The following is a 22,484-nucleotide window of genomic DNA, read 5'->3' as shown; positions in this document are numbered from 1 at the left end:
GTGCCCTACCGCCGCACCCCGAAGGTGCAGGAACGCCTGGACGCCCAGCGGGAGACGATCGTCGCCGCCGCGACGCGTCAGCTGGCCGAACACGGCTACGGCGGCTGCTCGGTGGCCGCGGTCGCCGAGCGTGCCGGTGTCGCCGTCGGCAGCGTCTACAAGCACTTCCCCACCAAGGCCGACCTGGTCGTGCACGTGTTCCGGCAGGTGGTGACGCGGGAGGTGGCAGCGGTTCGCATGGCGTCCGCGGCGGCGGGTGAGCCCGCCGAGCGGGTGCTGGCGGCGGTCGAGACGTTCGCCCAGCGTGCCCTGAAGGCGCCGAAGCAGGCGTATGCCCTGCTCGCCGAGCCGGTCGACGCGCTCATCGACGCCGAGCGGCTGGAGTTCCGGCGCGCCTACACCGACGTCATCGCCGAGCACGTCGCGGCCGGGGTGCGTGAGGGCGTACTGCCGCCGCAGGACGGCCGGCTGACCGCCGCCGCGCTGGTGGGTGCCGCCGCCGAAGTTCTGATCGGCCCGTTGACCAGCGGAAACGCCGGTGACGTCGCCGAGCTCCGCACGTTCATCCTGCGCGCTCTAGGAGGTCCCGATGCCCGCCACGCATGAGGTCACCAACCAGGTTCCGCCGCTGGCGGGGCACGACGTCGCCGACGACCCTGCGCTGCTGGCCGGGCTCGAGCGGGCCGGTGCCGGCTGGGCCGCGGGTGAACTGCACGAGCTGGGCCGGCTGGCCGGCAGCGAGCAGGTGCAGGAGTGGGGCCGGCTGGTCAACGAGAACGAGCCGGTGCTGCGCACGCACGACCGGTACGGGCACCGGATCGACGAGGTCGAGTTCCACCCGTACTGGCACGAGCTGATGACGGTGGCGGTGTCGCACGGGATGCACGGCACGCCGTGGCGGGACTCCCGGGACGGCGCACATGCGGCGCGGGCGGCGAAGTTCTACGTGTGGAGCCAGGCCGAGGCCGGGCACAGCTGCCCGGTTTCGATGACGTACGCGGCCGTTCCGGCGCTGCGGGCGAACCCGGAGCTGGCGGCGCGGTACGAGCCGCTGCTGGCCTCGACCGAGTACGACTTCGGGCTGCGTGAGCCGAGCGGCAAGCGTGGCCTGATCGCGGGCATGTCGATGACCGAGAAGCAGGGCGGATCCGACGTCCGCGTCAACACGACCACCGCGACCCCGAGTGCCGACGGCAGTTACACCCTGGTCGGGCACAAGTGGTTCACCTCGGCGCCGATGTCGGACATGTTCCTCACCCTGGCCCAGGCGCCCGGCGGGCTTTCGTGCTTTCTGCTCCCCCGCGTCCTGCCCGACGGTTCGCGCAACCCGATCCGGCTGCAGCGGCTGAAGGACAAGCTCGGCAACCGCTCCAACGCCTCTTCGGAGATCGAGTACGACAACGCCGTCGGGTGGCTGGTCGGCGAGGAGGGCCGCGGGGTCCGCACGATCATCGAGATGGTCAACAACACCCGGCTGGACTGCACGCTGGGCAGCGCGTCGGGCATGCGGCTGGGTGCGGTGCGCGCGGTGCACCACGCGACCCACCGGCAGGCGTTCGGCAAGGCGCTGGTGGACCAGCCGCTGATGGCGAACGTGCTGGCGGACCTGGTGCTGGAGTCCGAGGCGGCGACGACGGTGGCGATGCGGCTGGCCGCGGCGGGCGACCGGCCGGGTGACGCGCAGGAGCAGGCGTTCCGGCGGCTGGGGCTCGCGGTGTCGAAGTACTGGGTGTGCAAGCGGGCGCCGATGCACGCCGCGGAGGCGCTGGAATGCTTCGGCGGCAACGGGTACGTCGAGGAGTCGGGCATGCCGCGGCTCTACCGGGAGGCGCCGCTGTCGTCGATCTGGGAGGGCTCGGGCAACGTCGCCGCGCTGGATGCGTTGCGGGCGATGGGCCGGCAGCCGGAGTCAGTCGCGGCGTTCTTCGCCGAGGTCGAGCGGGCCGCCGGCGGCGACGCCCGCCTCGACGACGCCGCCGACCGCCTCCGCAAGGAGCTCACCGACCTCGACGGCATCGAGTACCGGGCGCGGCGGCTGGTCGAGGCGATGGCGCTGGTGCTGCAGGGTTCGCTGCTGGTGCGCCACGGCCACCCGGCGGTCGCCGACGCGTTCTGCGCGTCCCGCTTCGGCAGCGACTGGGGCATCGCGTTCGGCACGCTCCCGGCCGGCGTCGACACGGGAGCGATCATCGAGCGCGCCGCGGTGCGTTAGCCGGCGCGCTCGGCGCGCTGCCGGGCCAGTTCCTCGACCGCGCTGGGCAGGGTGGTTTCGAAGTCGATCAGCTTCGCCCAGGTCGGGGTGACCACGATCCGGACCATGCCGTCGTAGAGGGAGCGCACCTCGCGTTCCCACTCGACGCGCTGCTCGGGCGTCATCTCGTAGCTGCCGTTCATCTGCAGGTACTCCTCCGGGATGCCGTCGACGACGTCGAGTTCGGCGCGGCCGCGGATGAGGAGGATCTTGGGCGGGTGCACCTCGGTGTCGATGGTGAGGGCGACCGCCGGGTTGGCGCGCAGGGACGGCAGCTTCGGGGCGTTCTTCGACGTGCACATCACCAGCTGGGAGCCGTTCCAGGTGAAGGCGATCGGGATCGTGCGCGGGGTGCCGTCCTTGGCGACGTAGGCCAGCCGGGCCAGGTCGCGGGTGAGCAGTTCGCGGCTGAGCGGGCGGTTCAGGATTCCGGTGATCTCGTTCTGCTGCACGGGTCGTCTCCTCCGGTCGGGCCTGGGTGGCCGCTGATGTCCCGGGGACGGAGCCGCCGGCGCGTTCTCGACACGCGGGGCGGGAAAAGTTTCAGCGGCCGAGCGCGCCGAGGGCGCCGGCGACCGCGGCGGCCTTGAGTTCGCCGACGGGCACGTCGGGGAACTGCATGCAGACGTCCTGCAGGCCGCCGAGGGCCAGGATCGCCCTGGCCTGCTGGTCCAGGGTCGGTGCGGGGCCGCAGATCAGCGCGGTGAGCCGGGTGCGCCAGGCCAGGACCCGGTCGATGAGCCCGAGGTCGGCCAGGGTGGGCATCTCGGCCAGCAGCATGACGACGTCGGCGCGGTGGCGGTAGTTGAAGTCGAAGAAGCCCTCGATCAGCTCGCGTACCGGGGCGTCGCCGCGGGCTTCCTGGTCGAGGAGGAACTTTTCGCCGTCGTCGAGCATCGGCTGGACGATGCTGAGGATGAGGTCGTCGCGGGACGGGAAGTGGTAGTAGAGCGCCGGTTTGGTGATGCCGAGCCGGTCGGCGATGTCCTGCAGGCTGGTGCGCTGCACGCCCTGCGTGGTGAACAGGTCGCGGGCGACGTCGAGGATGCGCTGCTTGGTGTCAGAGGGCTTCGGCACGGTCACAGCATAACTGACTTAACGATAGGTAAGGATCCGTGGTACAACTTACCTACCGTTAAGTCAGGGAGGTACTCATGCGGATTCTCGTCTCCGGCGCCAGCATCGCGGGTCCGGTGCTGGCGTACTGGCTCACCCGCCACGGCTTCGACGTCACCGTCGTCGAGCGCGCGCCGGCGCTGCGCAAGACCGGCGGCCACGCCGTCGACCTGTTCCGGCCCGCCATGGACATCACCGAACGGATGGGGGTGCTGCCCCGCGTCGAGGCGCTGGCCACCGGCACGACCCGGATGACGGTGCACCGCGAAGGCGCCCGGCGGCCCGCCCGGGTGGACCTGGCGAAGGTCTTCCAGGCCACCTCCGACCGGCACGCCGAGATCATGCGCGACGACCTCAGCGAGATCTACTACGACGCCGGCCGCGACGACGTCGAGTACCTCTTCGGCGACACCATCACCGCCCTCTCCCCCGACGGCGAAGTGACCTTCGAGCACGCCGCGCCCCGCCGGTTCGACGTCGTCGTCGGCGCCGACGGCCTGCACTCGAACGTCCGGCGCCTGGTGTTCGGCGAAGAAGCCGGGCTGACGCGGTTCGTCGGCGCGTACCTCGCGGTGCTGTCCGTGCCCGACACCCTCGGCCTCGACGGCGAGGCGGTCACCCACCTCGGCGCCGGCCGCACCGCGTCGCTCTACAGCGCCCGGCACATGAGCGACGCCCGCGCGGTGTTCCTGTTCCGCCGCGACCAGGAACTCGCCTACCACCACCGGGACATCCCGCGCCAGAAGGAGCTGCTGCGGGAGGCGTTCGCCGGCATGCACCCCCAGGTCGACGGCTGGCTCGCCCGGCTGGACGACGGCGGCCCGTTCTACTTCGACTCGATCACCCAGCTGCAGCTGGACACCTGGTCCCGCGGCCGCGTCACCCTGGTCGGCGACGCGGGCTACTGCCCCGGCCCGGCCGTCGGCGGCAGCACCAGCCTCGCGGTGCTCGGCGCGTACGTCCTGGCCGGCGAGCTGGCCGCGGCAGGGGGCGACCACACGCGCGCCTTCGCCGCCTACGAACGGGAGATGGGCGAGCTGGTCCGGCGCAGCCGGGCGTTCGCGGTGGGCGCGGCCCGCAGCCTGATCCCGTCCTCGCGCGCGGGAGTCTGGGCGTTGACCCGCGGTGGCCAGCTGGTCTCGGCACTGCCGGCCGGGCTGACCCGGGCGCTGGCGAAGCTGAACGGCGCCGGCGTCCGGATGCACGACTCGATGCAGGTCAAGGACTACGCGGTGGCGGCGACGGCCTGACGCTGGAGGGGGCCACCGCGCGCGGAAGCCCCCTCCAGCTCGACAGCGGGGTTTTCGAACATGTCGGTCACCGGCGGAAACCGGGCGGGCGCGCGGAAGAGGTCTCCGCGCGCCCGCACCCCCAGTGGCCCGGCGGAACCCGCCGTCGGGGGACAGGAGACAACGAGTACCGCGCTGGATACCGGGAAAAGGACCGGATTTCGCCTGACGGCCGGCCCCGGGGACGGCCTCAGCCCAGCAGCAGTCCCGGGTCGGATTCCGGGGGCCCGGCGGGCCACCAGGTCTCCCCCTCGAGCCGGTACGGGTGCCAGCGGCCGTGGTGGTCCAGGCGCAGCTGGACCTCCCCCACCGTGCAGCGGTTCCGGTCGAACACCGGCTCGGCCTCCGTGACGTCCACCAGCGCCGCCCGCGCCGCCGCCAAGGCCCCCTTCGGCGGTGCCCACGTCGACTCCAGGACCGCCAGCCCCTCGGGCCCGCCGTGGGTCCAGGCCGCGACCGCCCGCTCGAACTCCTCGCCCGAGCCCAGCCGCTCCGCCGCCGTCGGGAACTCCGCGGCCAGGCGGACCGCGTCGGCACGGCGTCCCGGCCACGGCTGCCCCGCCAGCAGCGCCCGGGCCTGGCCGGCCGCGTTCGCCGACAGCAACGCGAACGCCTCGGCAGGCACCCCCGGCGCCGCCGGGATCGACGGTGCCCCCGACGGCCGGAACCCGGCCAAGCCGGGCAGCTCACCCGGCGTCCGGTCCGCCGCGTCCACCGCATCCACCGTGGTGAGCGACACCGGCGCCGTGCGGCTCTCCAGCTCCTCGCGGATCTCGCCTTCGCCTCGGCCGCGCAACAGCAGCAGCACGAACGGGTCCGCGTCCAGCAGCCACGACGCCTGGAACGACAACGCCGCCGCGTGCCGGCACGGCAGCTCCCAGCCCGGGCAGTCGCACTCCGGGTCGAGGTCGCCGATCCCCGGCAGCAGGTCGACGCCCGCGTCGGCGGCCGCCTCGACCAGGTCGTGCGGCATGTCGCGGTCCAGCAGTGCCGCCAGGTGCCCGGCCCGGGAGGCCACCCGGTCGAAGAACCGGGTCCAGTCCGCTTCGGACAGTTCCGCCAGCCGCAGCGCCGTCCGGTACGGGCCGCCGTCCACGTCGTCGACCGCCGCCGCGAGCCGGCCCGGGCTCACCGTGATCGGGCCGACCAGCCCGGCCGCGGCGTACTTGCGGCCGCGCTTGAGCTGCCGCAGGTCCAGCGCGGTGTCCTCCATCGCGCTCAGCCACGCCCGGCCCCACCAGGACCGGGCCGGCCGCCCGCCGGCCCCGAACGCCGGGAAGCCGCGTACCCGTTCGTCGCTCATCCGCGGCTCCTCAGCTGCACCAGCTCCGCCAGCTCGGTGTCCGACAGTTCCGTCAACGCGGCCTCGCCGCCGGCCAGCACCGCGTCGGCCAGCGCGCGCTTCTCCCGCAGCATCGCCGCGATCCGGTCCTCGACCGTCCCCTCGGCCACCAGCCGGTGCACCTGGACCGGGCGGGTCTGCCCGATCCGGTACGCCCGGTCGGTCGCCTGGTCCTCCACCGCGGGGTTCCACCAGCGGTCGAAGTGCACGACGTGGTCCGCGCGGGTCAGGTTCAGGCCCGTCCCGGCGGCCTTCAGCGACAGCAGGAACACCGGAACCTCGCCGGCCTGGAACCGCGTCACGAGCTCCTCGCGGCGGGCCACCGGGGTCCCGCCGTGCAGCAGCTGCGTCGCGATCCCGCGCCCGGCCAGGTGTTTCTCCAGCAGCCGGGCCATCGCGACGTACTGGGTGAACACCAGCACCGCGCCGCCCTCGGCGAGGATGGTGTCCAGCAGCTCGTCGAGCAGCTCCACCTTGCCCGAGCGGCCACCCGGCTCCTTCAGGTACTGCGCCGGGTGGTTGCAGATCTGCTTGAGCGCGGTCAGCAGCTTCACGATCCGGCCGCGGCGGGCCATTCCGTCGCTGGCGGCGATGTCGGCCATCATCTCCCGCACCACGGCCTCGTACAGCGCCACCTGGTCCGCGCTCAAGGCCACCGGCCGGTCGGTCTCGGTCTTCGGCGGCAGCTCCGGCGCGATCCCGGGATCGGACTTGCGCCGCCGCAGCAGGAACGGCCGCAGCAACCGGGCCAGCCGGTCCGCCGCGCCCGCGTCGCCGGCCTCGATCGGTTTCGCCCAGCGCGCCCGGAACTCGCTCAGCGATCCCAGCAGTCCCGGTGCGGTCCAGTCGAGGATCGCCCACAGCTCCGAGAGCGTGTTCTCCACCGGCGTCCCGGTCAGCGCCACCCGGGCCGCCGCGGGCACCAGCCGCAGCGCCTTCGCCGTGCCCGACCGGTGGTTCTTGACGTGCTGGGCCTCGTCGGCGACCAGCAGCCCCCACCGCACCCCGGCCAGCGGCGCCGGATCGGTGCGCAGCGTGCCGTAGGTGGTCAGGACGAACCCGTCGAGGTCCTCGAGCGAACGCGCGCTGCCGTGGAAACGCCGCACCGGCACGTCCGGGGCGAACCGGCGGATCTCGCGTTCCCAGTTGCCCAGCAGCGAGGCCGGGCACACCACCAGGGTCGCCCCCGACGCCCGGTGCAGGTGCAGCGCGATCAGCGTGACCGTCTTGCCCAGGCCCATGTCGTCGGCGAGGCAGCCGCCGAGCCCGAGCCCGGTGACGGTGGCCAGCCACTGCAGCCCGCGCAGCTGGTAGTCCCGCAGCTGCGCGGCCAGCCCGGGCGGCGGCACCTGGGGCTGCGGCGGCGCGGACAGCCGTTCCCGCAGCCGCGCCAGCCAGCCCTCGGTGACGACTTCGACCGGCTCGCCGTCGACCTCGGTGGTCCCCGACAGCACGACGCCGAGCGCGTCGACCGGGTTCAGCGGCTTCAGCGTCCGGTCCCGGGCCTTCGCCGCGAATGCCGGGTCGACCAGGACCCACCGGTCGCGCAGCCGCACCACCGGACGGCGGGCCTCGGCCAGGGCGTCCAGCTCGTCCTCGGTCAGCACCTCGCCGCCCAGGGCCAGCTGCCAGTCGAACCGCAGCGCCCGGCCACCGCCGAAGAACGACGGCAGGTCACCCGGGTCGGCCCCGCCGCGGACGACGGCCCGCGCGGTCAGCGAACCCGCCAGCTCGGCCGGCCAGTGCACGTCGATCCCGGCCGCCGCCAGCCGCGGCGCCGCCGAGGCGAGCAGCTCGGTCACGTCGTCCTCGCCGAGGGGCAGCCGGTCCGGCACCGCCGAGGTCAGCAGCGGCCCCAGCGCCGGCCACACCTGCGCACCCCGCCGCAGCGCCAGCACGACGTCGATGCGGGCCCGCGGGCCGAACCGCCCGGTCTCCCACAGCTGCGCCGCGTCGGCGACCTGCCCGGGCTCGGCGAGGCTGTGCACCTGCACCACGGCGTGGAAGCGGCCGGTGTCGAACCCGTCCGGTGCCTCCACCCGCAACGACACCCGGATCCCCGAATCCAGCCCGGCGGCCAGCTCGCCGGCCCAGTCGCGCAGCGAATCCGCGCGCTGCGGCGCCACGGCGGCGAACAACCGCGTCCCGGCAGCCTTCGCCGCGGCGGGCGTGCGGGGCAGCGTGTCGGCCACGGCGTCGAGGAACGCCCGCAGCAGCGGCCCCGGCGCGCGCTCGTCCGGGGGCATCGCGGCCGCGAGGTCCCGCAGCCACGCGGCTTCCGCCGGTGCGAAGGGGCCGGCGCGCCAGGCGTCGTGCCCGGCCTCGGTGACCCCCGGCAGCAGCCGGCCCGCCGCGACCAGCCGCAGCGCGGCCTGCGCCGCGGTCGCCCAGAAACCCTCAGGGCCGCCCAGCAGGACCGGCAGACCTTCCACCATGGACAGCTCGCGGCCGTCGACCACCAGGCGGCCGGCCCGCGGTGGTTCGCCCGGTTCGAAGTGGACGTTCAGTTCCCCAGCCTCCCGTACCGTCGCACCGACAACGGCACGAACACCCCCAGCAGCACCAGCGGCCACACCACCGCCATCGGCACCGCGTGCGTGCTCACCCAGGACGTCCCGGCCGCGCCGGGGTTGCCGAACAGCACCCGCGCCGCGGTCACCGTGGAGGACAACGGGTTCCACTCCGCCACGGTTCCCAGCCACGCCGGCATCGTCGAAGTCGCCACGAACGCGCTGGAGAGGAACCCGAACGGGAATTCCAGCGTCTGTGCCAGCGTCACCATCGCCGGATCGGACGTCAGCAGGCCCAGGTAGGTGCCCGCCCACACCAGCGCCGTCCGCAGCAGGAGCAGCAAGCCGAGCGCGGCGAAGGTTTCCCCGAGGCTGCCGTGCGGGCGCCAGCCGACGGCGAACCCGCAGCCCAGCAGCACCGCCAGCGCCAGTACCGCGTTGAGCAGGTCGGCGGCGACCCGCCCGGTGAGCACCGCCGACGGCGCCATCGGCAGCGTCCGGAACCGGTCGGTGACGCCCTTGGTGGCGTCGTCCAGCACCGCGATCATCGTCCCGGACAGCCCGAACGCCATCGTCATCGCGAACATCCCCGGCATCAGGAACTCGCGGTAGGAGCCGCCGCCGGGCACGGTCATCCCGCCACCGAGCAGGTAGGCGAAGATCAGCACCAGCAGGATCGGGAACGCCACCACCGTGGCCAGCCGGGCCGGGCGGCGCGCCAGCTGCGCGAGGTACCGCCGGGTCAGCGTCCAGCCGTCTTCGATCGCCCACCTCATCGCGCCACCCCCGTCAGCTCCAGGAACACTTCGTCCAGCGTCGGGTGCCGCAGCGCCACGTCGGCGAACGACAGCTCGCTCGCCGCCAGCTCACGCACGACGTCGGTCAGCATCGACGGCTCGGCCGGCGCGCTGACCCGCAGCTCCTCGGTCACCGGCTCGGCCCCGGTGACCCGGGCGAGCAGCCCCGCCGCCGCGCCGAGCGCGTCCGGATCGGTCAGCACCAGCTCGATGCGGGTCGCCCCGAGCGAGCCCTTCAGCTGCGCGGGGGTGCCTTCGGCGATCACGCGGCCGTGCTCGACCAGGGAGATCCGGTCGGCCAGCTGGTCGGCCTCCTCGAGGTACTGCGTCGTGAGCAGCACGGTCGTGCCGTCGGCGACCAGCGAGCGCACCGCCCGCCAGACCTCGGTGCGGCTGCGCGGATCCAGCCCGGTGGTCGGCTCGTCGAGGAACAGCACCCGCGGCGCGGCCAGCAGCGACGCCGCGAGGTCCAGCCGCCGCCGCAGCCCGCCCGAGTACGCCGACACCGGCTTCGACCCGGTGTCCGCAAGGCCGAACCGCTCCAGCAGCTCATCCGCCCGGCGCGCGGCCTCGCGCCGGCCCAGGTGGTGCAGCCGGGCGAACAGCACCAGGTTCTGCCGGCCCGACAGCAGCTCGTCGACCGCGGCCTGCTGCCCCACCACCCCGATCTCCGAGCGCACCTTCGCCGGTTCGGTGGCCACGTCGAACCCGGCGACCCGCGCGACGCCGCTGTCGTGCCGCAGCAGCGTGGAGAGCACGCGCACGGCCGTGGTCTTGCCCGCGCCGTTGGGTCCCAGCAGGCCGCACAGGGTGCCGGCCGGGACGGAGAGGTCGAACCCATCGAGGGCGTCCGCGTCGCCGTAGCGCTTGCGAAGTCCCTCGGCGTGGATCTGCGGAGTCATCCTGCCCCTAACTCTGTACTGTGTACTGTGTACGAAGAAGAGGCTAGCACAACTCTGTACGTCGTACGGGAATCAGGTGGGCAGAATGGCCGGCGTGCGCACGCAGGACAACGGCGGTGGCGACCCCCGACGGGCGATCGAGCTGCTCTGGGGCGTCTCGGCACCCCCGCGCCGGGGCCCGAAACCGAAACTGACCACCGCCGACGTCGTGCAGGCGGCGGTGGCGCTGGCCGACGCCGACGACATCGAGGCCGTCACCATCCGCGGCGTCGCCGACCACGTCGGCGTCTCCCCCATGTCGCTCTACACCTACGTGCCCGGCCGCGCGGAGCTGCTGGACCTGATGGTCGACCACGTCCACGGCGAACTGCCGGCCCCCGAGCCCGGCCTCGGCTGGCGGGCGGCGCTGACCGCGATCGCCGAGCAGCTGTGGGCGCTGTTCCACCGCCACCCCTGGCTGCTGCAGGTCCCCACCGGCCGCACGGCGCTCGGACCCCACAGCTTCGCCAAGTACGAACACGAGCTGCGCGCGGTCGAGGGCATCGGCCTCGACGACGTCGAGATGGACGCCGTGGTCACCCTCGTCGCCGGCCTGGTCCGCACCACCGCGCGCAGCTCGCTCGACCACGCCCGGCTGGTCCGCGCCAGCGGCCTGACCGACGCCCAGTGGTGGGAGCGCGCCGCGCCGGTCCTGGCCGGCATCCCGGCCGCCGACGCGGCGCACTACCCCCTCGCCTCGCGGGTCGGGACGGCCGCGGGCCAGGCCCACAACGCCGCGGAGAACCCCGCCCACACCTTCCGCTTCGGCCTCGCCCGCGTCCTCGACGGCATCGAGGTGCTGGTGTCAGAGCGCCAGCAGTAGCCGCGCCGGACGCCAGGTCCCGCCGTCGGGAGCGCGGGGGACGTCCTCGGTGAGCGCCAGGTCCGGGAAGCGGGCGAACAGCGCCGACAACGCCACCTCCGTCTGCACCCGCGAGATCGACGCGCCCAGGCAGAAGTGCGGGCCATGCGAGAAGCCCAGCTGCGCCGGCCCCTGACGGGTGATGTCAAGGCGGTCCGGGTCGGTGAACGCGCGCGGGTCGCGGTCAGCGGCCACCATCGCCGCCGTCACCCGCTCACCGCGGCGGATCAGCTGCCCGTCGATCTCGACGTCCTCACGCGCGAACCGCGGCGTGGTCAGCAGCTGCGGGCTGCACCAGCGCATCAGCTCCTCGACCGCCCCCGGCCACAACCCGGCGTCCGCCCGCAGCAGGGCCAGCTGCTCCGGGTGCCGCAGCAGCGCCTCCACGGCGTTGGCGATCAGGTTCACCGGCGTCTGCCCGCCCAGCACCAGGTGCCAGACCAGGGTGACCAGCTCGGTGTCGGTGAGCCGGTCCTCGTCCTGGGCGCGCACCAGGTCGCCGATGAGGTCGTCACCCGGCTCGGCGCGGCTGCGCGCCACGGCCTCCTGCGCCCCCGCGATGATCGCCGGGACGGCCGCGGCGAAGTCCGGCCCCATGCCGCCGGCGACCGCGGCACCGTATTCGCGCCAGCGGGGCCGGTCGGCGTGCGGGATGCCGACGAGCTGGCAGATGACGTCCATCGGCAGCGACCGCGCGAAGTGCGGCACCAGGTCGACCACGCCGTCCTCGGCGTGCGCGGGCAGCTCGTCGAGCAGCTGCCCGGTGAGCGCCGCCAGCCGCGGCCGCAGCTGCGCGGCCCGCTTCGGGGTGAACGCCGGCGCCACCAGCCGCCGCAGCCGCCGGTGCTCCGGGCCGTCCTTCTCCGCCATCGTCTCCATGTACCGCAGGCAGTGCTCGGGGATCCCGGGCGGGCGCAGGAAGCTGACGGAGTTCACCTCGAACCGCGGGTCGCCCAGCATCGCGCGTGCTTCGGCGTAGCGGGTCAGCGCCCAGAACGGGCCGAACCCGGGGATGACCAGCTTGGCCACCGCGCTCACCTCCCGCGCCCGGTCGTAGGCGGTGAACGGGTCGGTCAGCACCTTGCCGTCGGTCAGATCGATCTCGGGGGTCATCCACCACTCCAAATGCTCACATCAGATGTTCTAATCATCTCAGTGGTCACGGTATCTTGACCTGCGACGCCACGGCAAGGAGGACGATGGTCAGGCTCAGCAGGGCGGAGACGCAGGAGCGCAACCGCGCGAAGGTGCTCGCCGCCGCCCGCGACGAGTTCGCCCGCCGCGGCTTCCGCGAGGCGAAGATCGACGTCATCGCCGAACGCGCCGAACTCACCCGCGGCGCGGTCTACTCCAACTTCCCCGGCAAACGCGCCCTGTACTTCGCGGTGCTGGCCGACCTCGCCGAACGCGCCCCCCGGCCCGCCACCCCGCCCCGCAACCCCGGCGCCGCCGACGCACTGGCCGCCTTCGCCCGCGCCTGGATCGCCCGGCTCCCGCTGGCCACCGACAGCGACAGCGACGACGCCCGCCTCGCCCGCGACCTGCTCCCGGAAATCCTCGCCGACGAACACACCCGCCGGCCCTACGCCCAGCTCATGCGGGTCGAAGCGATCCTGCTCGGGCTCGCCCTCGAACGCCTGCGGCCCGGGCGGCGGCTCGTGCGGGTCGCCGAAGCCGCGCTCACCACGCTGCACGGCGCCGGCCAGCTCGCCGCCGCCGCACCCGGCTTCGGCGAGCCGTTCCACCTCGTCACCGCCTGCGCCGCCCTGCTCGACCTCGACCTGGCCGACGACTGGCCCGCCGAGCCGCCCATCACCACCCAGGCCCGCCCCGACGACCGCCCCTGGAACCCGCCGGCCGCGACCGACCTGCTGACCGGCGACCCCGTCCGCCCCGGCGACGGCGTCGTCACGGTCCTCGGCCTGCACCGCGCCGCCGCCTTCGAAGAAGCCGTCCGCGCCGGCGCCGACGTCACCGCCGTGCTCGTCACCAGCGACCCCGGCGAACTCGCCCCGCTGACCCGGCTCGCCGTCGCCGACCTGCGCGGTTGCCTCGACCAGGCGATCACGCCCCCGGCCCGGCCCCGGCTGCGGATCGTCTGCGACACCGGCGGCGAGCTCGCCGCGGCCGCCGGCGTCACCGCGGTCAGCGACGCCACCGAGACCGCCGTCCGCGTCGAGGGCGGCCGGATCGTCGCGCGCGCCGAAGGGTACGGCGCGTGCCACGCCGCGGCTGTCGGTCCGGGGGCCGGCCGTTCGTCGGGAGGGTGAAACCGGCGGAAGGAGCGAAGGTGGACGTCGAGACCGCGGTCGCCGAGGCGTTCCGGGAGGAGTGGGGCCAGGTCGTGGCCACGCTCATCCGGATCACCGGCGACTGGGACCTCGCCGAGGAGTGCGCCCAGGAGGCCTTCGCCCTCGCCCTGCGCACCTGGCCCCGCGACGGCGTCCCCGACCGGCCCGGCGCCTGGCTCACCACCGCCGCCCGCCACCGCGCCACCGACCGGCTCCGCCGCGACGCCCTCGGCGCCGCCAAGCTCCGGGAGGCCGCCCGCATGCCCGTCCCCGACAACCCCGAACCCGACGACAGCGGCGTCACCGACGACCGGCTGCGGCTGATCTTCACCTGCTGCCACCCCGCCCTCGCCACCGAAGCCCAGGTCGCACTCGCGCTGCGCGCGCTGGCCGGGCTGTCCACCGGCGAGATCGCCCGCGCCTTCCTCGTCCCGGAAGCGACCATGTCCCAGCGGCTCGTGCGGGTGAAGCGCAAGATCCGCCACGCCCGCATCCCCTACCGCGTCCCGCCCGCGCACCTGCTGCCCGAACGCACCAACGCCGTGCTCGGCGTGCTCTACCTGACGTTCAACGAGGGCTATTCCGCCAGCGCCGGCCCCGACCTGCTGCGCCCGGATCTCGCCGCCGAAGCGCTTCGGCTCGCCCGCGTCCTGGCCCGGCTGATGCCCGACGAACCGGAGGTCCTCGGCCTGCTCGCGCTGATGCTGCTTCAGCACGCCCGCCGCGAAACCCGCGCCGGCGCCGACGGCGTGCTCGTCCCCCTCGAAGAGCAGGACCGCACCCGCTGGGACACCACCGCGATCACCGAAGGCACCACCGTCCTGGAGACCGCGCTGCGCCGCCGCCGGCCCGGGCCGTACCAGATCCAGGCCGCCATCGCCGCCTGCCACGCCACCGCCGCCCGGGCCGCCGACACCGACTGGCCCCAGATCGCCGGGCTCTACGACCAGCTGCGCCGGCACGTCCCCAGCGCCGTCGTCGAACTCAACCGCGCCATCGCCGTCGGCATGGCCGACGGGCCCGCGGCCGGGCTCGCCCTGCTCGACGGGCTGCCCCTCGACGGCTACCACCTGCTGGCCGCCACCCGCGCCGACTTCCTCCGCCGCCTCGGCCGCCACCCCGAAGCCGTGCACTGGTACGAGAAAGCCCGCGATCTCGCCGGCACCGAAGCCGAACGCACCTACCTCACGCGAAGAATTTCGGAATCGCTGTCGGTCTCCGGCGATGCCGTTCGTCGGGTGGGTGAAGCCCGACCACCGGAGGAACACCCATGACCACCCTCTCCGTCCCCGGCGCCACCATCACCTACGACGTCCACGGCCGCGGCCCGGCGCTGCTGCTCATCCCCGGCGGACCCGCCGACGCCGCGGTGTTCACCCACCTCCGGCCCCTGCTGGCCGAAGACCACACCGTCGTCACGTTCGACCCGCGCGGCCTGTCCCGCAGCCCGCTCGAGGGCGCCCCGGGCCCGCACGTCGTCGGCGACCACGCCGACGACGTGCACCGGCTGCTCACCGAAGTCGGCCCCGCCGACGTCCTGGCCAGCAGCGGCGGGGCGATCACCCTGCTCGAACACCTGCGCCGCCACCCCGGCGGCGTCCGCACGGCCGTGCTGCACGAACCCCCGGTCACCCGCTACCTGCCCGCCGGCGCGCTCGACCGGCCCGACATCCCCGCCCTGTTCCGCGACCACGGTCTCGAAGCCGCCTTCACCGCGTTCATGAAGGTCGTGGGCGTCGACCCCGCACCATCGCTCGACCCGCGCGCGGAAGGCAACTTCGCCTACTTCTTCGGTCACCTCATGCCCGCGATCGGCGCCTACGAGCCCGACGTCGACGCGCTCCGGGCGGCACCGGCGCGGCTGGTGGTCGCCGTCGGCGAGCAGTCCGCCGAGCTGCCGGTGCACCAGGCCGCCGTCGGGCTGGCCGGGGCCCTCGGCGTCCCCACCGAGGTGTTCCCCGGCGGCCACGGCGGGTTCGACACCGACGCGGAAGCCTTCGCCGCGCGCCTGCGCGAAGTCCTGAAAGGATGCTGACATGCAGTACCTGCTGATGATCTGCGGCGACGAAACCGCCGAGGAACACCGATTCGACGGCTGCGGCGGCTGGAGCGAAGACATGGCACGCGCCGGCAAGGTCCGCGGCGGCGGGGGACTCCGCCCGCCCTCGGAAGCCACCACGATCCGCGTCCGCGACGGCGAAGTGCTGCTCACCGACGGGCCGTTCACCGAAGCCAAGGAACAGATCGGCGGCTTCGTCATCCTCGACTGCGAAGACCTCGACGAAGCCCTCGAGCTCGCGGCCCGCCACCCCGCCGCCGGCTACGGCAGCATCGAAGTCCGCCCGATGCTCGGACCGGAGGACTTCGCCTGATGCCCGTCATCGTCGACCGGCCGGCCCAGCGCTACGTCGCCGAGCGCGCCACCCTCGGCCTCCCGGAGTTCCCGCGGATCGCCGACCGGCTGCCCCCGCTCATCGGCACCCTCGCCGCCGGCGGCGTCGCCCCGGCCGGGGCCCCGTTCTTCCGCTACCGCGTCCTCCACCCCGGCAGGCGGTTCACCGTCGAAGCCGGCGTCCCGATCGACGGCGAGTACACCCCGGCCGGCCCCGCCTTCCTCGGCGAGCTCCCTGCTGGCCGGTACGTGCTGGACACCTACGTCGGCGACCCCGGCGGCTTGGCCGCCGCGACCGAGGCCGTTCTCGCCTGGGGCGCCGCCGAGGGCCTCACGTGGGACCGCACCGAAACCGCGGACGGCGAAGCGTGGGGCGGGCGCCTGGAAGTGCTGCGCAGCAACCCCCGCGAAGTCCCGGACCCCGCCCAGTGGGTGACCGACCTGCTCTTCCGCCTCGCCGGCTAGCCGCGCCCGGTGAGCACGGCCGCCACCAGGCACCCGAACCCCGCCGTGCTCACCAGCGCGCGCACGACGTTCCAGCGCACCCACACCGCCTCGAACCGCGCCCGCACGGCCGCGTAGTCGTCACCGCCGCCGTCGAGGGCGTCGTTCAGCGGGATGTGCACCACGCCGGTGAGCACCACCATCGCCACCAGCAACACGAACCCCGCGATCACCCACGGCCGCGGCCCCGGGTTCAGGAACACCGCCACCCCCGCCAGCAGCGGCGCGCCCAGGAACGTCACCATGAACACCGGGTTGACGATCGCGACGTTGATGCCGCGCATCCCCACCACGAACGTCCTGTCGTCCCCGCGCGCCAGGCCCGGCATCACCGAGCAGGCGTAGGCGTAGAACAACCCCGCGACCAGCCCCGCCGCGACCAGCGCGGCCACCAGCACCACCGTCGACATCGGTTTCCCCTTCCCCGTCACCGCGTCCAGACCCCGGTCGCCGCCGCGTCCCGCGCGAAATCGGCGAAATCCGTCGCCGGACGGCCCAGCACCCGGGCCACATCCGACGTCACCGATTCGTTCCGGCCGTCGAGGACGTGAGCGAACAGCTCGGTCAGTGCGCCGACCTCCGCCTCCGGCACGCCCTGGCCGGTGGCCGCGGCGGCGAACTCGGCCGGGGAAACCGCGCGGTAGCGGACATCCCGTCCCGAAGCGGCCGAAATGTCCGCGGCGGCGTCGGCGAAGCTCAGCAGCCGTGGCCCGGTCAGCTCGTAGAGCGCATCGGTGTGCCCGGGCTCGGTGAGCACCCGCACCGCGACGTCGGCGAGGTCGCGGACGTCGACGAACGGCTCGGTCACCGTCCCCGCCGGCAGCGCGATCTCGCCGGCGCGCACCGCGTCCAGCAGGAAGTGCTCGCTGAAGTTCTGCGCGAACCAGCTGCACCGCAGGACCGTCCAGCTGGTACCGCAGTTCCGGACGATCCCTTCGCACGCCTCGGCTTGTTCCTCGCCGCGGCCGGACAGCAGCACCACGTGCCGCACACCGGCCGCCACCGCCAGCCCGGTGAACGTCCGGATGTCGCCGGCGGCCTCCGGCACCGCCAGATCGGGGTAGTAGGTCAGGTAGACCGCGTCGACGCCCTCGAGCACCGGCGCCCACGTCCCGCGATCGGTCCAGTCGAACGGTGGCACTCCACGCCGCGACGTGCTCCGCACCGCCGAGCCGCGCTCCCGCAGCCGGTCCGCCACCCGGCGCCCGGTCTTGCCGGTCCCGCCCACCACCAGGAATGTCGTTGTCATGCCCCCAGTCAAGCGACCGGAGGTGAGACTCTCCATAGCTCAGAGCCTCGATGGCATGTTTCAGCGTCTACAGTCGCGACATGGACCCCCTCGCCGCACTGCTCGACGGCCCGCGTGCCCACGGCGCATTCCTGCTGCGCTCGGTGCTCACCCCGCCGTGGTCGCTGCGCATCGAGGACCGGGCACCCCTGACCGTGGTGTCGGTGGTCCGCGGCGAAGCGTGGATCGTGCCCGACACCGGCGACGCCGTCCTGCTGGGTGAAGGCGACGTCGCCATCGCCCGCGGCCCCGACCCGTACCTGGTCGCCGACCACCCGGCGACGCCGCCGCAGGCGGTGATCCTGCCCGGCCAGGAGTGCCGCACCCCCGACGGTGGGCACCTCACCGCCTACGCCGACCTCGGCGTCCGCACCTGGGGCACCGGCGGCCCGGTCGTGCTGCTCACCGGCACCTACGGCATGGAAGGCGAAATCAGCCGGAAGCTCATCGCCGCGCTGCCCACGCTGATCCTCCTGCGCGCCGCCGACTGGCCCACCCCGCTCGCCGGGCTGCTCGCCGACGAGATCGGCCGGGACGTCCCCGGCCAGGAAGCCGTCCTCGACCGGCTGCTGGACCTGCTGCTCATCGCCGCGCTGCGGGCCTGGTTCGACCGGCCGGACACCAGGGCACCGGCCTGGTACCGCGCCCACGACGATCCCATCGTCGGCCAGGCGCTGCGGCTGCTGCAGCACCAGCCGGCCGAGCCGTGGACGGTGGCCAAGCTCGCCGCCGACGTCGGCGTGTCCCGCGCGGCGCTGGCCCGCCGGTTCGCCGCCACGGTCGGCGAGACACCGATGGCCTACCTCACCGGGTGGCGGCTCGCCCTGGCCGCGGACCTGCTGCGCCAGCACCCGGAGACGACGATCGCGTCGATCGCCCGCCAGGTCGGCTACGGCAGCGCCTTCGCCCTCAGCACGGCCTTCAAACGCGAGTTCGGCGTCAGCCCCCAGCACTACCGGACCCGGACGTAATGACCGTGGTAAAGTTTATCTGATCAGATAAACTCCGGAGGGGTCATGGGACGGACGTTCACCAACGAGGCACGGCGCGCGCAGATCATGCGGGCGGCGATCGACACGATCGCGGAGGTGGGGTACGCGAAAGCGTCCTTCGCCCGGATTACCGAGAAGGCCGGGCTGAGCGGCCCGCGCATGATCTCCTACCACTTCGCCGACAAGGACGAGCTGATCCACGAGATCCTGATGCACGTCCTCACGGCCGGGGCGGCGTTCATCAACGAGCGGGTGGCCGCCGAAGACACCGCGACCGGCAAGGTGCGGGCCTATCTCGAGGCCAACCTGCAGTTCCTGCGCGAAAATCCGGCCGACATGGCGGCCCTGACCGAAATCGGCCCGCACCTGCGCACCGCGACCGGCCGGCCGTACACCTCGGTCAGCGCGCAGGAAGTCAGCGTGCAGAGCCTGGAGAAGCTCCTCGCCCAAGGGCAGGCGAGCGGCGAATTCCGCGACTTCGACGTCCGGTCGATGGCGGTGCTGATGCGCGGCGCCGTCGACGGCGCCGCACGCCGGCTGCGCGACGAACCCGACTTCGATTTCGACGCCTACACCGGCGAAACCGTCACGACGTTCACCCTGGCGGTGGCCCGGTGAAGCGGCTCAACGGCACCCTGGCCGAGGTGCTCGCGCCGCTGGCGCTGTTCTACGGGCTGCGCGCCGCGGGCGTGGACCAGCTGCTCGCCCTGCTCGCCGGAGCAGCCATCCCGGTCGTGGCCGGGCTGCGCGACCTGGCGGCCGGACAGCGGATCGGCGGCGTGCGCTGGTTCGTGCTCGGGGCCATGGCGGTCACCGTGGCCGGGTCCTTCATCAGCGGCAGCCCGCGCGCGCTGTTGCTGCGCGGCGTGGTGCTGATGGGGGCGCTCGGGGTGTTCCTCCTGGTCACCGTGTGGGCGCGGCGCCCGTTCCTGTACGAGGCGGCGAAGACGGTCCTCGACCGGGACAAGCAGCGCACCTGGGGCCGCAACTGGGACGAGCACCCGCCGTTTCGCCGCCTGCTGCGCCTGTGCAGCGCCCTCTGGGCGGCGGCGTGCCTGCTCGACGCGGCACTGCGGGCGGTGCTCGTGCTGACCCTGCCGGTGGACGCGGTGCCCGTCGCCGAACTGGCCCTGCTGGTGGTGACGCTCGCCGCGCTCGTGCTCGGCCAGCGCCTCCTCGGCCGCGCCTTCCTCCGCCGCCACGGGCTGCGGCTGGAGGGCGTGCAGCTCACCCCCGTGGCAGCGACCCGGTGACCGGCGCGGTCACGCTGATCACCGGCGGCGCCAGCGGGATCGGCGCGGCGACCGCGCGCCGGTTCCACCGCGCCGGCGGCCGCGTCGTGATCGCCGACCGGGACACGGCCGCGGGAGAGGCCGTCGCCGCCGAGGTCGGCGGCCTCTTCGTCCCCACGGACGTCGGCGAACCGGCGGACAACACCCGCACGGTGACCGCGACCCTCGAAGCCTTCGGGCGGCTCGACAACGTCGTGCTCAACGCCGCCGTCCCCGGCCGCTGCGGGCTCCACGACTTCACCGTCGAGCGCTACCGCTACACCCTGCGCACCAACCTCGACGGCGTCGTCTACGGCCTGCACGCCTGCCTGCCCCCGCTGCGACGGCAAGGTCACGGATCCATCGCCGTCATGGCCAGCATCGCCGGCCTCACCGGATCACCGGACCTGTTCTACGCGGCCGGCAAGCACGCGCTGATCGGCCTGACGCGGTCGGCCGCCCCGGCGCTGGCCGCCGACGGCATCCGGATCAACGCCCTGTGCCCGGGCCTGGTCGACACCCCCGTACTCGCCCCGTACCGCCAGGCGCTGCGGAACCGGGGCCTGCACCTGGCTCACCCGGACGCGGTCGCCGCCGCGGTCGAAACCGTGCTGGCCGGCCCCGGCACCGGGCAGGTGTGGGCGGTGCAAGCCGGGCAGCACGCCACCGTGGTCCCGGCACCCGAAGTTCCCCTCATGGCGGACTGAACCGTCACGACTTCAGTTCGGCGCCCAGCCGGTCGAGCCACTCGCCCGTGCCCTGCTCGCGCCACTCCGGCTTCTCGGCGCCGTCGAGGAAGGTGTCCTGCTCGGTGAGCACCAGCCGCGTGCCCTCGCCTTCGCCGAACAGCTCCACCGTCGTCGTCGAGACGGTCGCGAGCGCGCCGTCGCCGGTGAGCGTGCCCGAGAAGACGATCCGCTGCTCCGGCACGATGTCGTGGAACGTCGCGACGAAGTTCATCGCGCCGCCCTGCGGTGTGCGGCCGTCGATGGTTTCCCGGCCACCGACGCGGAAGTCGAGTTCGTGCGAGCCCGCGGAAACGAACCAGCGCTCCTTCGCCACCGGGTCCGCCCAGGCGGCGAACACCCGCTCGGGCGGCACGGGGTAGGTGCGTTCGAGGCTGAACGTGCTGTGCAAGACGGTCATGTCGTGCTCCCTTCCGACGTTCCGGGCGGCTCGGCGAGGAAGTCGCCGAGCCGGTCGAGCCTGCTCTCCCACGTGGTGCGCTGCCGCCCCAGCCAGTGCTCGCCGGCGCGCAGTGCCTCCGGCTCGATCCGGCAGGTGCGGACCCGGCCGACCTTCTCCGACCGCACGATCCCGGCGGTCTCCAGCACCTGCAGGTGCTGGACGACGGCGGCGAGCGACATGGTCAGCGGCTCGGCCAGCTCGCTGACCGACGCCGGGCCACGCACGAGCCGCTCCACCATGGCCCGCCGCGTCCGGTCACCCAGAGCGCGGAACACCAGGTCGAGCGCCTCCTCATGGTTAAGCATGTACTTAAGTTAGCTCCGCTCCGGCCAACGGTCAAGTAACTGATTAAGTATCTCCGGGAGCTCGGGCGCCTCACGCAGGACCGCCAGCACACCCGCCAGTTCGCGTTCGGCGGCGTCCGCCCGGCCCAGTACCGCACGCAGTTCGGCGCCGAGGTTCGTCGTGGTTTCGTGCATCGACCGCACGGTCTGCTCGTGCGCGGCCTGCAGTTCCGCCAGCCGCTGGTCGAACCCGGCCTGCCGGCGCTCGGCTTCGGCGCGAGCCCGGTCGAGCGCGGCTTCGTGGGCCGCGACGGCTTTGGCGTGCTCGGCACCTGCGGCATCGAGCCGTTCCTGGACGGCGTCGGCGCGGTTTTCGGCCACCTCCGCCCGCGCCGCGGCGACCTGGCCGCGGCCGCGTTCCTCCTCCAGTGCGGTCCGGGTGGCGGCCAGTTCGGCGGTCAGCGTGGCGATCACCGCGGCGCGTTCACCGGCGAGTGCCGCGGATGCGTCGGCACGATCGGCGACGCGGGCGAGTTCGTCCCGCACCGCCGCCAGCTGCCCTTCGGCCCGCTGCTGCTCCTGGACCGCAGCACGGCGGGCAGCCAGCTCCTCGTCCCGCTCCCGCAGCGCGGCCGCCTTCTCCTTCTCCGCCGCGGCGGCCGCGGCGACGGCCGTCTCGGCCGCGTCCCGGGCCTGGGCGGCTTCGGCGTCCGCGCGGCCACGCTGCAGGCGGTGTTCGTCGGCCTCGGCCAGGGCCGCGTCCCGTTCGGCCAGAGCGGCCGCGGTCGTCGCCTCGAGCTGGTGGCGCAGCGTCGTGAGGGTCTCGACGAGCCCGCGGGCCGGTTCCAGTACCCGGTCGACCTGGCCCGCCAGTGCCGTGACGGCCGTGTCGTCGAGCTCGGTGTCGCTCTCCCGCAGCGACTCGGCGTCCGACAGCACGGCCTCGGCGTCGCGGCAGCTGAGGTTGCGCCGCCCCCAGGTCTTTCCGTCCTGGCAGAACCGAGCCCGGCTGCCGCGCCCCACCGCGGGCGGCAGTGCCGCTCCACACCTCCGGTACTCGCACACCCGCACCTGACCTGCGTCTTCCGTCATGATCAGGACCCTACCAAAGCTTCTGATCAGAACTAGAAACTACTGTTCAAAATCAAGAGATTACTGTCGTCATG

The 22,484-nt window shown here is 73.7% G+C and carries 25 protein-coding genes; 13 read left to right on the top strand and 12 right to left on the bottom strand.

Translation table 11 applies throughout. The features are described 5' to 3' along the window. Positions 1-606, top strand: coding sequence for a TetR/AcrR family transcriptional regulator (locus tag AB0M93_RS39565; protein WP_364284269.1), 606 nt, complete (start codon positions 1-3; stop codon positions 604-606). Continuing rightward, positions 590-2,212, top strand: coding sequence for an acyl-CoA dehydrogenase family protein (locus AB0M93_RS39560; RefSeq protein WP_364284266.1), 1,623 nt, complete (start codon positions 590-592; stop codon positions 2,210-2,212). The genes AB0M93_RS39565 and AB0M93_RS39560 overlap by 17 nt, the downstream gene beginning before the upstream one ends. Here the strand turns inward: AB0M93_RS39560 and AB0M93_RS39555 are convergent. Further along, a complete protein-coding gene (locus tag AB0M93_RS39555) occupies positions 2,209-2,703 on the bottom strand; it encodes a pyridoxamine 5'-phosphate oxidase family protein (protein ID WP_364284263.1) in 495 nt (164 codons plus the stop codon). The two genes, AB0M93_RS39560 and AB0M93_RS39555, sit on opposite strands and share 4 nt — an antisense overlap. A 91-nt stretch (positions 2,704-2,794) precedes the next feature. After that, positions 2,795-3,328 carry a TetR/AcrR family transcriptional regulator gene (locus tag AB0M93_RS39550; protein WP_364284261.1) on the bottom strand — a complete coding sequence of 178 codons (534 nt, stop codon included), beginning with the start codon at positions 3,326-3,328 and terminating at the stop codon, positions 2,795-2,797. Positions 3,329-3,405: 77 nt separating this feature from the next. On the opposite strand from AB0M93_RS39550, the gene AB0M93_RS39545 reads away from it, so the two are divergent. Beyond that, the gene (locus AB0M93_RS39545) at positions 3,406-4,617 is read left to right on the top strand and encodes an FAD-dependent monooxygenase (protein ID WP_364284258.1); all 1,212 of its coding nucleotides are present in this window, start codon (positions 3,406-3,408) and stop codon (positions 4,615-4,617) included. A gap of 229 nt (positions 4,618-4,846) precedes the next feature. On the opposite strand, the gene AB0M93_RS39540 is transcribed toward AB0M93_RS39545, so the two are convergent. The 4 genes from AB0M93_RS39540 to AB0M93_RS39525 all read right to left on the bottom strand — a co-directional run bounded on the left by AB0M93_RS39540 (position 4,847) and on the right by AB0M93_RS39525 (position 10,207). Beyond that, positions 4,847-5,959, bottom strand: a complete 1,113-nt coding sequence (locus AB0M93_RS39540; protein WP_364284255.1) for an SWIM zinc finger family protein — start codon at positions 5,957-5,959, stop codon at positions 4,847-4,849. Continuing rightward, the gene (locus tag AB0M93_RS39535) at positions 5,956-8,433 is read right to left on the bottom strand and encodes a DEAD/DEAH box helicase (RefSeq protein WP_364284252.1); all 2,478 of its coding nucleotides are present in this window, start codon (positions 8,431-8,433) and stop codon (positions 5,956-5,958) included. Before AB0M93_RS39535 ends, AB0M93_RS39540 begins: the two co-directional genes overlap by 4 nt. Before the next feature lie 68 nt (positions 8,434-8,501). Beyond that, on the bottom strand, positions 8,502-9,284 hold the full coding sequence (locus tag AB0M93_RS39530; RefSeq protein WP_364284249.1) for an ABC transporter permease: 783 nt from the start codon (positions 9,282-9,284) through the stop codon (positions 8,502-8,504). Further along, positions 9,281-10,207, bottom strand: a complete 927-nt coding sequence (locus AB0M93_RS39525) for an ATP-binding cassette domain-containing protein (protein ID WP_364284247.1) — start codon at positions 10,205-10,207, stop codon at positions 9,281-9,283. Before AB0M93_RS39525 ends, AB0M93_RS39530 begins: the two co-directional genes overlap by 4 nt. A gap of 85 nt (positions 10,208-10,292) precedes the next feature. Here AB0M93_RS39525 and AB0M93_RS39520 point away from each other — a divergent pair, with 85 nt between their 5' ends. After that, a complete protein-coding gene (locus AB0M93_RS39520; RefSeq protein WP_364284244.1) occupies positions 10,293-11,069 on the top strand; it encodes a TetR/AcrR family transcriptional regulator C-terminal domain-containing protein in 777 nt (258 codons plus the stop codon). Here the strand turns inward: AB0M93_RS39520 and AB0M93_RS39515 are convergent. Beyond that, positions 11,052-12,221, bottom strand: a complete 1,170-nt coding sequence (locus AB0M93_RS39515) for a cytochrome P450 (protein WP_364284241.1) — start codon at positions 12,219-12,221, stop codon at positions 11,052-11,054. The two genes, AB0M93_RS39520 and AB0M93_RS39515, sit on opposite strands and share 18 nt — an antisense overlap. Before the next feature lie 86 nt (positions 12,222-12,307). On the opposite strand from AB0M93_RS39515, the gene AB0M93_RS39510 reads away from it, so the two are divergent. From AB0M93_RS39510 to AB0M93_RS39490, 5 genes are read left to right on the top strand one after another with little or no spacing between them, the layout of a single operon-like run. Further along, complete coding sequence (locus tag AB0M93_RS39510; protein WP_364284238.1) at positions 12,308-13,378, top strand: TetR/AcrR family transcriptional regulator; 1,071 nt, start codon at positions 12,308-12,310, stop codon at positions 13,376-13,378. Between the two features lie 20 nt (positions 13,379-13,398). After that, positions 13,399-14,673: a sigma-70 family RNA polymerase sigma factor gene (locus AB0M93_RS39505; RefSeq protein WP_364284235.1), complete on the top strand. Its 1,275-nt coding sequence runs from the start codon at positions 13,399-13,401 to the stop codon at positions 14,671-14,673. Continuing rightward, the gene (locus AB0M93_RS39500; RefSeq protein WP_364284233.1) at positions 14,670-15,434 is read left to right on the top strand and encodes an alpha/beta hydrolase; all 765 of its coding nucleotides are present in this window, start codon (positions 14,670-14,672) and stop codon (positions 15,432-15,434) included. The genes AB0M93_RS39505 and AB0M93_RS39500 overlap by 4 nt, the downstream gene beginning before the upstream one ends. Position 15,435: 1 nt before the next feature. Next, a complete protein-coding gene (locus AB0M93_RS39495; protein WP_364284230.1) occupies positions 15,436-15,771 on the top strand; it encodes a YciI family protein in 336 nt (111 codons plus the stop codon). Then, complete coding sequence (locus tag AB0M93_RS39490) at positions 15,771-16,256, top strand: GyrI-like domain-containing protein (protein WP_364284227.1); 486 nt, start codon at positions 15,771-15,773, stop codon at positions 16,254-16,256. Before AB0M93_RS39495 ends, AB0M93_RS39490 begins: the two co-directional genes overlap by 1 nt. Here AB0M93_RS39490 and AB0M93_RS39485 read toward each other — a convergent pair. Together AB0M93_RS39485 and AB0M93_RS39480 are read right to left on the bottom strand one after the other, a co-directional pair. Continuing rightward, a complete protein-coding gene (locus tag AB0M93_RS39485) occupies positions 16,253-16,705 on the bottom strand; it encodes an anthrone oxygenase family protein (protein WP_364284224.1) in 453 nt (150 codons plus the stop codon). The two genes, AB0M93_RS39490 and AB0M93_RS39485, sit on opposite strands and share 4 nt — an antisense overlap. Positions 16,706-16,722: 17 nt before the next feature. Further along, the gene (locus AB0M93_RS39480) at positions 16,723-17,544 is read right to left on the bottom strand and encodes an NAD(P)H-binding protein (RefSeq protein WP_364284221.1); all 822 of its coding nucleotides are present in this window, start codon (positions 17,542-17,544) and stop codon (positions 16,723-16,725) included. Between the two features lie 80 nt (positions 17,545-17,624). Between AB0M93_RS39480 and AB0M93_RS39475 the strand changes: the two genes are divergently transcribed. The 4 genes from AB0M93_RS39475 to AB0M93_RS39460 are packed head-to-tail and all read left to right on the top strand — an operon-like array spanning position 17,625 to position 20,553. Next, on the top strand, positions 17,625-18,554 hold the full coding sequence (locus AB0M93_RS39475; RefSeq protein WP_364284218.1) for an AraC family transcriptional regulator: 930 nt from the start codon (positions 17,625-17,627) through the stop codon (positions 18,552-18,554). A 45-nt stretch (positions 18,555-18,599) separates the two neighbouring features. Then, positions 18,600-19,193 carry a TetR family transcriptional regulator gene (locus AB0M93_RS39470; protein WP_364284216.1) on the top strand — a complete coding sequence of 198 codons (594 nt, stop codon included), beginning with the start codon at positions 18,600-18,602 and terminating at the stop codon, positions 19,191-19,193. After that, the gene (locus AB0M93_RS39465) at positions 19,190-19,828 is read left to right on the top strand and encodes a VC0807 family protein (RefSeq protein ID WP_364284214.1); all 639 of its coding nucleotides are present in this window, start codon (positions 19,190-19,192) and stop codon (positions 19,826-19,828) included. Before AB0M93_RS39470 ends, AB0M93_RS39465 begins: the two co-directional genes overlap by 4 nt. Then, complete coding sequence (locus AB0M93_RS39460; RefSeq protein ID WP_364284211.1) at positions 19,825-20,553, top strand: SDR family oxidoreductase; 729 nt, start codon at positions 19,825-19,827, stop codon at positions 20,551-20,553. The genes AB0M93_RS39465 and AB0M93_RS39460 overlap by 4 nt, the downstream gene beginning before the upstream one ends. Positions 20,554-20,557: 4 nt before the next feature. Here AB0M93_RS39460 and AB0M93_RS39455 read toward each other — a convergent pair whose 3' ends face one another. Genes AB0M93_RS39455 through AB0M93_RS39445 form a run of 3 tightly spaced genes read right to left on the bottom strand, consistent with a single transcriptional unit; the run spans position 20,558 to position 22,410 of the window. Then, the gene (locus AB0M93_RS39455) at positions 20,558-20,992 is read right to left on the bottom strand and encodes an SRPBCC family protein (RefSeq protein ID WP_364284208.1); all 435 of its coding nucleotides are present in this window, start codon (positions 20,990-20,992) and stop codon (positions 20,558-20,560) included. Continuing rightward, on the bottom strand, positions 20,989-21,339 hold the full coding sequence (locus tag AB0M93_RS39450; RefSeq protein WP_364284205.1) for a metalloregulator ArsR/SmtB family transcription factor: 351 nt from the start codon (positions 21,337-21,339) through the stop codon (positions 20,989-20,991). Before AB0M93_RS39450 ends, AB0M93_RS39455 begins: the two co-directional genes overlap by 4 nt. A gap of 9 nt (positions 21,340-21,348) precedes the next feature. Next, complete coding sequence (locus tag AB0M93_RS39445; RefSeq protein ID WP_364284202.1) at positions 21,349-22,410, bottom strand: hypothetical protein; 1,062 nt, start codon at positions 22,408-22,410, stop codon at positions 21,349-21,351. Between the last annotated feature and the right edge of the window lie 74 nt (positions 22,411-22,484).

Source organism: Amycolatopsis sp. NPDC051102 (genome assembly GCF_040682815.1).
Taxonomy (GTDB): Bacteria; Actinomycetota; Actinomycetes; order Mycobacteriales; family Pseudonocardiaceae; genus Amycolatopsis.
This window is presented reverse-complemented; position numbering and strand designations above follow the sequence as displayed.